13 protein-coding genes and 1 pseudogene are annotated in these 12,599 nt (G+C 65.1%); 6 read left to right on the top strand and 8 right to left on the bottom strand.

The features are described from left to right. The first annotated feature begins 23 nt into the window (after positions 1–23). The 4 genes from dnaX (at position 24) to ACYAF3_RS29220 (ending at position 4,417) form a co-directional block, all read left to right on the top strand. A complete protein-coding gene (gene dnaX / locus ACYAF3_RS29235) occupies positions 24–2,099 on the top strand; it encodes a DNA polymerase III subunit gamma/tau (protein WP_033987495.1) in 2,076 nt (691 codons plus the stop codon). Between the two features lie 45 nt (positions 2,100–2,144). After that, positions 2,145–2,471: a YbaB/EbfC family nucleoid-associated protein gene (locus ACYAF3_RS29230; protein WP_003087236.1), complete on the top strand. Its 327-nt coding sequence runs from the start codon at positions 2,145–2,147 to the stop codon at positions 2,469–2,471. 78 nt (positions 2,472–2,549) lie between these two features. Continuing rightward, positions 2,550–3,146 carry a recombination mediator RecR gene (gene recR, locus ACYAF3_RS29225; protein WP_003087237.1) on the top strand — a complete coding sequence of 199 codons (597 nt, stop codon included), beginning with the start codon at positions 2,550–2,552 and terminating at the stop codon, positions 3,144–3,146. Between the two features lie 122 nt (positions 3,147–3,268). Beyond that, positions 3,269–4,417 carry an acyl-CoA dehydrogenase family protein gene (locus ACYAF3_RS29220; protein ID WP_003103930.1) on the top strand — a complete coding sequence of 383 codons (1,149 nt, stop codon included), beginning with the start codon at positions 3,269–3,271 and terminating at the stop codon, positions 4,415–4,417. A gap of 12 nt (positions 4,418–4,429) precedes the next feature. Here the strand turns inward: ACYAF3_RS29220 and ACYAF3_RS29215 are convergent, their stop codons facing one another. The 3 genes from ACYAF3_RS29215 to ACYAF3_RS29205 form a co-directional block, all read right to left on the bottom strand. Beyond that, positions 4,430–4,969, bottom strand: coding sequence for a CbrC family protein (locus ACYAF3_RS29215; protein ID WP_003103931.1), 540 nt, complete (start codon positions 4,967–4,969; stop codon positions 4,430–4,432). Positions 4,970–5,042: 73 nt separating this feature from the next. After that, a complete protein-coding gene (locus ACYAF3_RS29210) occupies positions 5,043–5,930 on the bottom strand; it encodes an SDR family NAD(P)-dependent oxidoreductase (protein ID WP_003103932.1) in 888 nt (295 codons plus the stop codon). Further along, entirely contained in the window at positions 5,927–7,510 is a 1,584-nt protein-coding gene (locus ACYAF3_RS29205) for a flavin-containing monooxygenase (protein ID WP_003121915.1), read from the bottom strand. Before ACYAF3_RS29205 ends, ACYAF3_RS29210 begins: the two co-directional genes overlap by 4 nt. 92 nt (positions 7,511–7,602) lie before the next feature. On the opposite strand from ACYAF3_RS29205, the pseudogene ACYAF3_RS29200 reads away from it, so the two are divergent. Next, positions 7,603–7,752: pseudogene (locus tag ACYAF3_RS29200) on the top strand (hypothetical protein); the annotation flags it as partial. Positions 7,753–8,325: 573 nt separating this feature from the next. Here ACYAF3_RS29200 and mdtI read toward each other — a convergent pair. The 5 genes from mdtI to anr form a co-directional block, all read right to left on the bottom strand. After that, entirely contained in the window at positions 8,326–8,655 is a 330-nt protein-coding gene (gene mdtI / locus ACYAF3_RS29195) for a multidrug/spermidine efflux SMR transporter subunit MdtI (protein WP_003117768.1), read from the bottom strand. Further along, positions 8,649–9,017, bottom strand: coding sequence for a multidrug/spermidine efflux SMR transporter subunit MdtJ (locus ACYAF3_RS29190; protein ID WP_003087256.1), 369 nt, complete (start codon positions 9,015–9,017; stop codon positions 8,649–8,651). Before ACYAF3_RS29190 ends, mdtI begins: the two co-directional genes overlap by 7 nt. Before the next feature lie 408 nt (positions 9,018–9,425). Continuing rightward, complete coding sequence (locus ACYAF3_RS29185; protein ID WP_003087258.1) at positions 9,426–10,262, bottom strand: metal-dependent hydrolase; 837 nt, start codon at positions 10,260–10,262, stop codon at positions 9,426–9,428. Between the two features lie 239 nt (positions 10,263–10,501). Continuing rightward, on the bottom strand, positions 10,502–11,050 hold the full coding sequence (locus tag ACYAF3_RS29180) for an adenine phosphoribosyltransferase (protein WP_003087259.1): 549 nt from the start codon (positions 11,048–11,050) through the stop codon (positions 10,502–10,504). A gap of 85 nt (positions 11,051–11,135) precedes the next feature. After that, positions 11,136–11,870, bottom strand: a complete 735-nt coding sequence (gene anr / locus ACYAF3_RS29175; protein ID WP_031755760.1) for a transcriptional regulator Anr — start codon at positions 11,868–11,870, stop codon at positions 11,136–11,138. Between the two features lie 245 nt (positions 11,871–12,115). Here anr and ACYAF3_RS29170 point away from each other — a divergent pair, with 245 nt between their 5' ends. Then, positions 12,116–12,583 carry a hypothetical protein gene (locus ACYAF3_RS29170; protein ID WP_003103936.1) on the top strand — a complete coding sequence of 156 codons (468 nt, stop codon included), beginning with the start codon at positions 12,116–12,118 and terminating at the stop codon, positions 12,581–12,583. Positions 12,584–12,599 lie beyond the last annotated feature (16 nt).

Here is a 12,599-nt window from a genome sequence, read left to right as displayed (position 1 = left end):
CTTCCCTTCTGCGACGGTTTTCGATGAGTTATCAAGTTCTTGCGCGTAAATGGCGTCCCCGTTCCTTCCGTGAAATGGTCGGCCAGACCCATGTGCTCAAGGCTCTGATCAACGCCCTGGACAACCAGCGGCTGCACCATGCCTACCTGTTCACCGGTACCCGCGGGGTCGGCAAGACCACCATCGCGCGGATCCTGGCCAAGTGCCTGAACTGCGAGACCGGGGTCAGCTCCACGCCGTGCGGCGAATGCTCGGTCTGTCGCGAAATCGACGAAGGCCGCTTCGTCGACCTGATCGAAGTGGACGCCGCGAGCCGGACCAAGGTCGAGGATACCCGCGAGCTGCTCGACAACGTGCAGTACTCGCCGACCCGCGGACGCTACAAGGTCTACCTGATCGACGAAGTGCACATGCTCTCGTCGCACAGTTTCAATGCGCTGCTCAAGACCCTCGAGGAGCCGCCGCCGCACGTCAAGTTCCTGCTGGCCACCACCGACCCGCAGAAGTTGCCGGTGACCATCCTCTCGCGCTGTCTGCAGTTCTCCCTGAAGAACATGCCGCCGGAGCGGGTGGTCGAGCACCTGACCCACGTGCTCGGAGCCGAGAACGTGCCCTTCGAGGATGACGCCCTGTGGTTGCTCGGGCGCGCCGCCGACGGCTCGATGCGTGACGCCATGAGCCTGACCGACCAGGCCATCGCCTTCGGCGAGGGCAAGGTGCTGGCCGCAGACGTGCGGGCGATGCTCGGTACCCTCGATCACGGCCAGGTCTATGGCGTGCTCCAGGCCTTGCTGGAGGGCGATGCGCGCGCCCTGCTCGAAGCGGTGCGCCACCTGGCCGAGCAGGGCCCGGACTGGGGCGGCGTGCTTGCCGAAATACTCAACGTGCTGCACCGCGTCGCGATCGCCCAGGCCCTGCCGGAAGCGATCGACAATGGCCAGGGCGACCGCGAGCGGGTGCTGGCCCTGGCCCAGGCGTTGCCGGCGGAAGACGTACAGTTCTATTACCAGATGGGCCTGATCGGCCGCCGCGACCTGCCGCTGGCGCCCGATCCGCGTAGCGGCTTCGAGATGGTGTTGCTGCGGATGCTCGCGTTCCGCCCGGCGGACGCCGACGGCGTGCCGAGGACGCCGCTAAAGGACCTGGGGATCAGCAAGGCCACGACTGATCCCGCCAACTCCCCCGTGGCCGGCGCGGCCTCGCCTGCGCCGGTCGCTACCGTTGCTCCCGCGCCTGTCGTGGCTGCGCCCGTCGAAGCCCCGGCTGCCCCGCCGGCAGCGCCATCCGCGCCGCCGGCGGCGGTCGAGGCGCGCGTCACGGAAGCGGTTGTCGAAGAGCCCGCCGCCGCGGCAGAGGTCGTCGACTTGCCCTGGGAAGAGCCGGCGCCGAGCCTCGCTGCCGAGCCCGAGCCCGAGCCCGAGCCCGAGCCCGAGCCCGAGCCCGAGCCCGAGCCCGAGCCGCTAGCCGTGGAGGCTCCCTCGGTCCCTCCGGCAGTGGCGGTCGAGGCGGTGGTGGAAACCGTTCTGGAAGCCCTGCCGGCTGCGTTGCCGGTAGCACCTGACGAGCAGGACGAGCAGGACGACGAGCCACCGCCCGCAGACGACTACTACGAAGTCGACATGGATACCCTGGCCTACCTGGATGCCGCGCCCGAGCCTGACGTGGTCGTGGTGGAGGAGCCGCTGCCGGCGGCGAAGCCGGCCACCGGCCTGGCCGCGGAGTGGCTGGAGCTGTTCCCGCGGCTCGGCCTCGGCGGCCTGACCGCCAGCATCGGTGCCAACTGTACGCTGGTAGCTGCCGACGGCGACCACTGGCATCTGCATCTCGATCCGGGCCAGAGCGCGCTGTTCAACGCCACCCAGCAGCGGCGGCTGAACGATGCGCTGAACCAGCACCTGGGGCGCACCCTCAAACTGGAGGTGACCCTGCAGAAGCCTGAGCAGGAGACCCCGGCTCAGGCAGCGGCACGCCGGCGTGCCGAGCGCCAGCGGGCGGCCGAGGCATCGATCGATGCCGACCCGTTGGTCCGGCAGTTGCGCGAGCAGTTCGCCGCGGTGGTCCGTGACGGTACCATCGAACCTTTGGAAGCCAAGGCCTGACCGGCGCTTGGCGCACGCAACAAGACGACATTCGAGGTGAAGAACATGATGAAAGGTGGCATGGCCGGCCTGATGAAGCAGGCGCAGCAGATGCAGGAAAAGATGCAGAAGATGCAGGAAGAACTGGCCAACGCCGAAGTGACCGGGCAATCCGGCGCCGGTCTGGTCAGCGTGGTGATGACCGGGCGCCACGACGTCAAGCGCGTCAGCCTGGACGACAGCCTGATGCAGGAAGACAAGGAAATCCTCGAAGACCTGATCGCGGCCGCGGTCAACGATGCGGTGCGCAAGATCGAGCAGAACAACCAGGAAAAGATGTCCGGCTTCACCTCGGGCATGCAACTGCCGCCCGGCTTCAAGATGCCCTTCTGATCCCGCGTTCGTGCCGGGTCCGCCTTCTTCGGACGGCGCCCGGCAGCCATTCCCCTCCCTCTATCCGACGAGTCCTGCATGAGTTTCAGCCCGCTGATCCGCCAACTGATCGAGTCCCTGCGCATTCTTCCCGGTGTCGGGCAGAAGTCGGCCCAGCGCATGGCGCTGATGCTGCTGGAGCGCGATCGCAGCGGCGGCCTGAAGCTGGCCCAGGCGTTGACCGCCGCGATGGAAGGGGTCGGTCATTGCCGGCAGTGCCGTACCCTCAGCGAGGAGGAGTTGTGCCCGCAGTGCGCCGACCCGCGACGCGACGACTCGCTGCTCTGCGTGGTGGAAGGCCCGCTGGACGTATTCGCGGTGGAGCAGACCGGCTACCGCGGCCGCTATTTCGTGCTCAAGGGACACCTGTCGCCGCTCGACGGCCTGGGGCCGGAGGCGATCGGCATTCCCGAACTGGAAGCGCGGATCAGGGACGGAGCCTTCAGCGAGGTGATCCTCGCCACCAACCCCACCGTCGAAGGCGAGGCCACCGCCCACTATATCGCCCAGCTACTGGCCGGCCGCGGCCTGACCTTGTCGCGTATCGCCCATGGCGTGCCGCTGGGCGGCGAGCTGGAGCTGGTCGATGGCGGCACCTTGGCCCACGCCCTGGCCGGACGGCGGCCGATCTCCTGAGCTCTGTGCCTCCCGTATCCGTAGGACGGGCGGCCTATACGCCCTCGCCGATGGCCAGTTTCCCGTATTGAAAACCAAGCAAGCGCTAGGTAAGTTCTGAGGCTCCCATCAGGAGCCCGGCCATGACTGACTTCCAGCAGTACTTCGACGAGTCCCATCAACTGATCCGGGATTCGGTGCGCCGTTTCGTCGAGCGCGAGGTGTTGCCGTACATCGATGAATGGGAGGAGGCCGAGGAATTTCCCCGCGAACTCTATCTCAAGGCCGGCGCGGCCGGGATCCTCGGCATCGGCTACCCGGAAGCCTACGGCGGCAGTTGCGAAGGCGATCTGTTCGCCAAGGTGGCGGCCAGCGAAGAGCTCATGCGCTGCGGTTCCGGCGGCTTGGTTGCCGGGTTGGGATCGCTGGATATCGGCTTGCCTCCGGTGGTCAAGTGGGCCCGTCCCGAGGTGCGCGAGCGGGTAGTGCCGGCGGTGCTGCGCGGCGAGAAGATCATGGCCCTGGCGGTCACCGAGCCCTCTGGCGGCTCCGACGTGGCCAACCTGAAGACCCGTGCGGTGCGCGATGGCGATCACTATCGCGTCAGCGGCAGCAAGACCTTCATCACCAGCGGCGTGCGCGCGGACTACTACACGGTGGCGGTGCGTACCGGCGGCGAGGGTTTCGCCGGCATCAGCCTGCTGCTGGTGGAGAAGGGCACTGCCGGGTTCAGTGTCGGCCGCAAGCTGAAGAAGATGGGCTGGTGGGCGTCGGATACCGCCGAACTGTTCTTCGACGACTGCCGGGTGCCTGCGGAAAACCTCATCGGCGTGGAGAATGCCGGCTTCGCCTGCATCATGGCCAATTTCCAGAGCGAGCGCCTGGCCCTGGCGGTGATGGCCAACATGACCGCGCAACTGGCTCTGGAGGAGTCGCTGCGCTGGGCGCGCGAGCGAGAAGCGTTCGGCAAGCCGATCGGCAAGTTCCAGGTGCTGCGCCATCGTCTCGCGGAAATGGCCACGCAACTGGAGGTTTCCCGGGAGTTCACCTATCGCCAGGCAGCGAAGATGGCCGCCGGCAAGAGCGTGATCAAGGAGATATCGATGGCCAAGAACTTCGCCACCGATGTCGCCGATCGCCTGACCTATGATGCCGTGCAGGTGCTCGGCGGCATGGGCTACATGCGCGAAAGCCTGGTGGAGCGGCTGTATCGCGACAACCGGATTCTCTCCATCGGCGGCGGTTCGCGGGAAATCATGAACGAGATCATCGGCAAGCAGATGGGGTTGTAGGGCCGCGTTCTATCAGGTGAAGTCCAGGTCGTAATGCGCCTGGCCACAGTGCAGGCAGTCGAAGCGGTAGATGGCCGGATTGCCGCCGGGCGTATAGGCGTCGACGAGGCGTTGCCAGGTGATAGCCGGCCAGGCGAAATCGGCGAAGCGCTGCGCCAGGCCCTCGGCTCCCAGTTGCCCGATTTCCTCACGCCCCGCGTCGCCGCGAAAGGCGCAGGCATCCTCGCAGCAAACCAGCCAGCGCTCCTGCTGCCAGGAGGTGTAGCCGGGCGTGCGCTCGCAGACTTCGGTGACGATATCCGCGGCGACGCCGGCGTCGAGCAGCGGATAGTCGTCGGAAAAGCTCGCTTCGTAGCGCGCGGCCGCGCTGCCGTCGGCTATGCACCAGGGGCAAAGGCTGCCGGGCGGCAACTCGTGGCGGGAATAGGGCGAACCGGTGTAGACGTAGCCACGAGCCTTGCCACAGCACTGGCAGGTGGTGGCGGAAGCCTCGATGCTGCCGCTGGCGAGCGGTTCGGGATGGTAGCGGAAGTGAGGAAGGGGAGGGTTCATGACGGCCGTACCCTGGAGACTGGCCGTCGAGTATGACGTGCCGGGCAGCCTAGCGGCTACCCGGCGGGCCTGTTCACTCGCTGGCTTCGCGGGCGCCCTGGGGGCTCTTCGGGCGCGGCGCGAAGCGCGCTGCCAGGCGCATGCTGGCGGTGACCAGGCGCTGGTAGAGCACTGGTGCCAGGCGCAGCATCACGTCGATCGCGTGGGCGTCGGTGCCGATCAGGATGCGCCGGCTGTCGCGCTGCACGCCGCGCAGGATGACCTGGGCGGCCTTCTCCGGGGTGGTCCGCAGCAACTGGTCGTTGAATTGCTCGCGAGCCTTGTCCGGAGCCTGGCCGGTGACCTTGGCCATGCTCTCGTTCATTCGCGCGGTCTTGGCGATGTTGGTCTTGATCCCGCCGGGATGCACGCAACTGGCGGAGACGCCGGAGTCCTCCATGTCCAGTTCCTGGCGCAACGACTCGGTGAAGCCGCGCACCGCGTACTTGGTGGCGTTGTAGGCGCTCATGCCGGGCTGGGCGAACAGCCCGAAGACGCTGGAGACATTGACCACATGGCCGTTGCCGGAGGCCTTTAGGTGCGGAAGGAACGCCTTGGTACCGTTCACCACGCCCCAGAAGTTGATGTTCATGATCCACTCGTATTCCGAGTAGTCGCTGCCTTCCACGGTACCTGCGTGGGCGACGCCCGCGTTGTTGAAGATCAGGTTCACCCGGCCATGTTCGCTGGCCGCCTTGTCGGCCCAGGCCTGCACCTGCTCGCGGTCGGCCACGTCGACGACCGCGGTGGAGACGCGTACCCCGCTGCTGGCGAGCAATTGGCGGGTTTCCTCGAGAGCTGCGGCATTGACGTCGGCCAGGGCCAGGTGACAACCCTGCCTGCCCAGCTCCACGGCCAGGGCGCGACCGATGCCCGAGCCTGCGCCGGTGATGGCGGCGACTTTGTTTTCGAACGACTTCATGCGGGTACCCCTTCGGCCTGTTGGCGGGCTTCGTTGCTCAGGGCGGCGAGCGGTGTCGTGGTGAGGTGGTAGGCGGAGGCGTCGAACTGCCGGGTCAGGGCACGGAAGCGCCAGGTGAATCCCGGCCACAGGGTGCAGTTGCGGCCGCTGACCGGATGCAGGTACCAGCTCTTGCAACCGCCCACGCTCCAGACGCTGCGGTCCAGCTTGCGCTGGAGGTATTCGTTGTAGCGTTCCTGCACCGGGGCCTTGACCTCGAGACTGAGCAGTTCGCGGCGCTTCATCAGCTTCAGCGCATCGAGGACGTAGGCGATCTGCGACTCGATCATGTAGACCATCGAGTTGTGGCCGAGGCCGGTGTTCGGTCCCATCAGGAAGAACAGGTTGGGGAAGCCGGCGGTGGTAGTGCCCTTGTAGGCTTCCGGGCCCTTGGTCCAGCTGTCCAGCAGGTCGCGGCCGTCGCGACCGAAGACCACTCCGCGGGGGATAGGGTCGTTGGCGGTGAAGCCGGTACCGAAGATGATCGCGTCGACCTCGCGTTCCCGGCCGTTGCCGTCGACGATTCCATTGGCGGTGACGGCGCGGATGCCTTCGGTGATCACCGTGGAGTTGGCGGCAGCCAGGGCAGGGTAGTAGTTGTGCGACATGAGGATGCGCTTGCAGCCGATGGTGTAGTCCGGCGTGACCTTGCGGCGCAGTTCCGGATCCTTGATCTGCTTGTGGATGTGGCGGATCGCCAGGCGCTGCACCAGCTTCATTACCTGCGGGGCGAAGGTGAAGCCCAGCACCCGCCCTTCGAGCAGGCTGTAGAGGCCGCCGCGCCAGAGCTTCTGCACCAGCGGGAAGCGCCGGAAGCGCCGGCGCTCGGTTTCGCTGATTGCCCGGTCGGGTTTGGGCAGGATCCATGGCGGAGTGCGCTGGTAGAGATCGAGCGCGGCCACCAGCGGCTGGATCTCCGGGACGAACTGGATCGCCGAGGCGCCGGTGCCGATCACCGCCACGCGCTTGCCCTTGAGGTCGTAGTCATGGTCCCACTGCTGGGAATGGAAGACCTTGCCCTGGAAGTTCTCCAGGCCATCGAGGCGTGGATAGGCCGGGGTGGACAGGCCGCCCATGCCGGAAACCACGGCGTTCGCGGTGTAATGGTTGCCCTGGGCGTCATGCAGGTGCCAGAGGCTTTGCCGCTCGTCCCAGGCCAGTTTGCCGATCTCGGTGTTCAGCAGGGTCTTTTCCTGCAAGCGGTATTTTTCCCAGCACTTCTCCAGATAGGCGCGGATTTCCGGCTGGCGGGCGAACATCCGCGTCCACTCCGGGTTCGCTTCGAAGGAGAAGGAATAGACGTGGGATTGCACGTCGCAGGCGCAACCAGGGTAGTTGTTGACTCTCCAGGTGCCGCCGACGCCGGCGTCCTTTTCGAAGATCAGGAAGTCGTCCTCGCCTTCCTGGCGGAGACGGATCGCCATCCCCAGCCCGGAGAAACCGGTGCCGATGATGGCGACCTTGCAGTGCCGGGCGGCGGCAGGGGTGGGTTGGGTACTCATGGCCAAGCTCCTGTTATGATTGTTTGCTGGCGTATACACTCGTCTACCTGCGAATGTAGACATCTGTATACTTCAGGGTCAAGCCAACCTTAGGTAGGGTCGGCGCGGCGCAACGGCCGAACTTGTGGCGCATGGAAACAACCAGGTGGAACATGAGCGATATGAACGAAACGAAGGACAGGGTTGCCGACGCTCCCGGCAAACGCGCCTTGCTGGAGGCGGCCTTGCGCCTGGGCAGCAGCAGCCGCAGCCTGGGGGCCATCGGCTTGCGCGAGCTGGCGCGCGAGGCGGGCCTGAATCCGAACACCTTCTATCGGCATTTCCGCGATATCGACGATCTTGGCCTGACCATGATCCGCGACATCTCTACCCAGCTGCGCCAGCCGCTGCGCCAGCTTCGCCGCGAGGCCGCGACTCGTGCGGCGCCCGGCGCCCGAGCGCAGACGACGCCGTTCGGGCTGGACCTGGAAAGGGGGCGGCGGGTCTGCCGGGAGACGGTGCGGCTGTTCTTCGACTTCGTGGAGAGCAATCCCGCCGCGTTCATCGTCGGCGTGCGTGAACTGCATGGGGCTTCGCCGGTGCTGCGTGGTGCCCTGCGTCAGATCATGGATGAGTTCGCCGAGGACATGTCGGAGGACATCATCGAATTCAGGTTGTTGCCGGCGGTGAGCGAGGCGACCATCCGTCGCCTCTCCAGCCTGATCGGCCGCCAGCTGTTTCAGTTGTCGCTGGACTATATCGGCCAGCCGGAGCGGCGTCGGGAAATCTGCGCCCTGGGTGAGGAACAGATACTGCTGTTGTTCACCGGCGCCGCGGTCCTGCAGATGATGGGCGTTTCGTTGGACGCCGAGGCGTCAGGCCAGCTTGAGCAGGCTCATGCCGGCCAGCAGCAGCAACAGGCCGAGCCAGCCGCGCCAGGCCAGGCGCTGGCCGAACAGCGCCCAGCCCATGGCGACGGTGGCGAGGATGCCGAAGCCGCCCCAGATCGCATAGGCGAGTGACAGCTCGATGTCCTTCACCGCCTGCGCCAGCGCGGTGAAGGCGGCCATCACGCAGAGGATCGAGGCGATCCCGAGGCTGCGCCTGCGGAAACCGTCGGAGTATTTCAACAGCAGGTTGGCGACGACCTCGAGGGCGATCGCCAGGCCGAGCCAGGCGAAGGGAATCCAGTTCAGGGTCAGCATGTGACGGCCTCCCCACGGGGCTGCGCCGGCGTGCCGCTGGCGTTGCGGGTGCCGGACTTGATCAGCAGGATGCCGGCGATCATCACGCCGAGGCCGACGGCCTTGTACAGGCCGATGCTTTCGCCCAGCCAGGCGACGCTGACCGCCGTGATCAGGACGATGCCAATGCCTTCCCAAAGGGCGTAGGCGACTCCGACGGGGACACGCTTGACCGCCAGGGCGAGGAAGAAATAGGACAGGCCGATCATCCCGTACATCAGCAGCATGCCTGCGACAGGGGCGTGGGTGGCGGCCAGTTTCATCGAGGTGGTGCCGATCACTTCGGCGCCGATAGCCAGTAACAGATAGATCCAGGAACGCATGTTGCCCTCCCATGGGCACCGCGGAATGGAGGCCGCGGCCAAAGATGACGAAGAGCGCTGGCGAGGGGCGGGAAAGACCCCGAAGCGCAGGGGCGGTCGCCACCGACAGCAGGGGTCGAGGGAGGGAGCTAGAGGTCGCCGGTCCAGTGACGCTCGCGGGAGACCAGACGGGAAGTGGGGAGAGGTAATGCCCTAGTGTTCAACATAATGAACATGATATTACCTCAGGGCATCGTAAAAAGCCAGTCGATAGGAATTGACTAATTATTTCCTCCGTAAAATGGCGGATTCAGGAACGCTAGTCGAAACGGAGGCTTTTCCGTGTGCAATATCCTGTTCTTCTCTCGAATAAGAAACGCCAGGCGGGGCCTGGCGTCGGGGGCGGAGCGGCACTGGCGGAGGCGGGCTTCAATCGGCGAAGGCCAGTTTGTCCTTCCAGTATTTCTCCAGTTTCGCGGTGTCGTGGTCGCTGGGGTGGAAGCCCGGCCGGTAGTAGTCCAGGTAGGGCAGCAGCAGGCGGGTGAAGAAGCCCTTGCGCAGGCCGAACAGGGTGCCCAGGCCATGCTTCCAGGAGCGCCAGTTGAACAATTGGCCGTCCTTGCGTAGCAGGTCGAGCTGGAACCAGCCGATGACGCCGAAGAACATCAGGGTGGTCAGCATCATCACCAGAACCCGGGTGAAGTAGCCGCCGTAGACTTTCTGGTACACATCGTAGGCGACATTCTTGTGTTCGTTCTCCTCGATGGCATGCCACATCCACAGCTTGTACATCTTCGGCGACTGCATCTGGATGGTCAGGTCTTCGCGCTTGAGCAGCTGCGCGGCCATGGTCGCGGTGAAATGCTCGAGGGCGCAGGTGATCGCCAACTGGTGTTTCCTGGTGGTGACCTTGCTGACGTTTTCCAGCAGGACCTTGATCCGCAGTTCGAGGCACTCCAGGTCGACCCCGTGCTCCTCGGCATATTCGTTGTAGGCGGCATGCTCCTTGGAGTGCATCGCCTCCTGGCCGATGAAGGCGCTGACGTCCTTCTTCAGTTGCGGATCCTCCAGGCGGTCGCGCACCGCGCGCACGCTATCGACGAAGAATTTTTCGCCGTAGGGGAAAAGCGAGGACAGGTTGTTCATGAACTGGGTCATGAAGGGTTGGCCGTCCCACCAGTACTTCGGGGTTTCGCTGAAGCTGAAATCCATCCGCCGCACGGGGAAATTGGCGCGAACCGGGGAGGCGGTGCCAGTGGCAGTCATGGCTAACTCCTTTTGTTGTTCTGGGGAGGGGAAACGCACAGGTTTCCTCGGGTTCCCTATGGCGAGTTCGCTATAACACCTCTGAATGTGTCATTAGCTGATGTAATTATTGCAGGATTGTCCAACAGCGGGAGGTCATTCCTGGCCATTTCGAAGTCATTAATGGCCAGGTCGGCTCGACCAGACGGAAGATGGGGCGCAAGGAGCGAGCGCGGGGCGCCAGGGCGCCCCCCGGCGTATCAACGCTCGTCGAGAGCGAACGCGGTGAGACTGAAGGTGGAGATGCCGGCGTCCTGCAGGCGAGTGGAGCCGCCGAGTTCCGGCAGGTCGATGATCGCCGCGGCCTCGAAGACCCTGGCCCCGAGGCGTCGTACCAGGCTCGCGGCCGCCAGCAGGGTCCCGCCGGTGGCGATGAGGTCGTCGAAGATCAGTACGCTGTCGCCTTCGCAGAGGCTGTCGGCATGTACTTCGAGGAAGGCCTCGCCGTATTCGGTCTGGTAGCCCTCGGCGAGTACGTCGGCGGGTAGCTTGCCCTGCTTGCGGAACAGGACCAGCGGCTTGTTCAGCGCATAGGCCACCGCCGAGCCGATGAGGAAGCCGCGGGCATCCATGGCGCCGATGTGGCTGAAATCGGCCTCGATGTAGCGCTGGACGAAGCTGTCCACGGTCATGCGCAGCGCGCGTGGCGACTGGAACAGCGGGGTGATGTCGCGGAACACCACGCCGGGCTTGGGAAAGTCCGGCACGGCGCGGATCTGCGACTTGAGGGTGAACTCGTCGAAAATCATGGAAGATCCTGGGCTGGGCGTTTTTCGGGGCCCATCATACAACGGGCCCGCGCTGAGGCGGGCCCGTTGGCGGTTCGCAGGCGCTTCAGCCTTCCAGCTGGCCGCCGGCGAGGGCGCACAGCTCGATGGCGTCGAGGATGTGCACTTCCTTGCCTTCCGCGCTGATCAGGCCGTTCTGCTGGAAGCGGGTGAAGACCCGCGACACGGTTTCCACGGCCAGGCCGAGATAGTTGCCGATCTCGTTGCGCGACATGGCCAGGCGGAACTGCTGGGCGGAGAAGCCACGGGCACGGAAGCGCGCCGACAGGTTGACCAGGAAGGTGGCGATGCGCTCGTCGGCAGTCTTCTTCGACAGCAGCAGCATCATCTGCTGGTCATCGCGGATTTCCCGGCTCATCAGGCGCATCAGTTGGCGGCGCAGTTGCGGCAGCTGCTCGGACAGTTCGTCCAGGCGCTCGAAGGGAATCTCGCAGACCGAGGTGGTTTCCAGGGCCTGGGCGGATACCGGATAGGTCTCGGTATCCATCCCGGACAGGCCGACCAGCTCGCTGGGCAGGTGGAAGCCGGTGATCTGCTCTTCGCCGGCATCGGTGATGCTGAAGGTTTTCAGGGCGCCGGAGCGCACGGCAAAGACCGAGCCGAAAGGATCGCCCTGGCGGAACAGGAATTCGCCTTTCTTCAGGGGACGACCGCGCTTGACGATCTCGTCCAGCGAATCCATGTCTTCCACGGTCAGCGACAGGGGGAGGCACAGCGGGGCCAGACTGCAATCCTTGCAGTGTGCTTGGGGCAGTGCGCGCACCTTGATGGTTTCGGCCATTGAGGGGTCCTTGCTAGGTTAAAGGCACAACAGGAGTAAGGGTAACGCAGCCACGATGCGGGTGCCAGCCATAGGTCTGGCAACGACCATTTCTGACAGGCCGATGGCGTTTCCAATCAGTGACTTGCGTCAAACAACTGCGACTACCTGTCGCACCCTGTCAAGGGGCGACGAAAAGGGGGCTCAAGTTCGCGACGCGTGGGCCGATCCAATGGAAGAATTCCATTTTTCCCGGAGTGACTGGAATGTTGACCCTCAGTGGCTGGATCACCACCCAGGTGCCGCCCTCGTCGCGCGCCGCCGCGGACGCCAAGGCCGCGCGGACCGGCACCGCCGAGCAGGCGGAAGACCCGGCCGCCGGCACCGACGCCGCCGATCAGCATGTACGGCTTTCCCAGGCAGGGCGCGAGCTGGCCGCCACCATGGGGGTGCCGGTGGAGGAGGAGGACGAGGATATCCCGCAGGAGTTGCGGCCGATGGTGAAGATGATCCGCCAGTTGAAGAAGAAGATCGAAGAGAAGCTCAGGGAGCTGCAGGAGGCCATGAGGTCGTCCGATCCGGGGGCGAAGGAGGCTCGCGTGCCTGAGTTGCAGAAGGAGTTGCAACAACTCAACTCCGCCCTGCAGACGGCGACGGCAGCGATGGCATCGGCCATCAAGGAGATGGGTATCAGCGACCCGGCGCTGATCATGAAGGTCATGGGCAGCCGGTAGAAGGGGCGGGGATTCA

This window comes from Pseudomonas sp. TZ252 (assembly GCF_056110345.1).
Note: the sequence above shows the minus strand (reverse complement) of the source record. Positions and strands in the feature narration are given on the sequence as shown.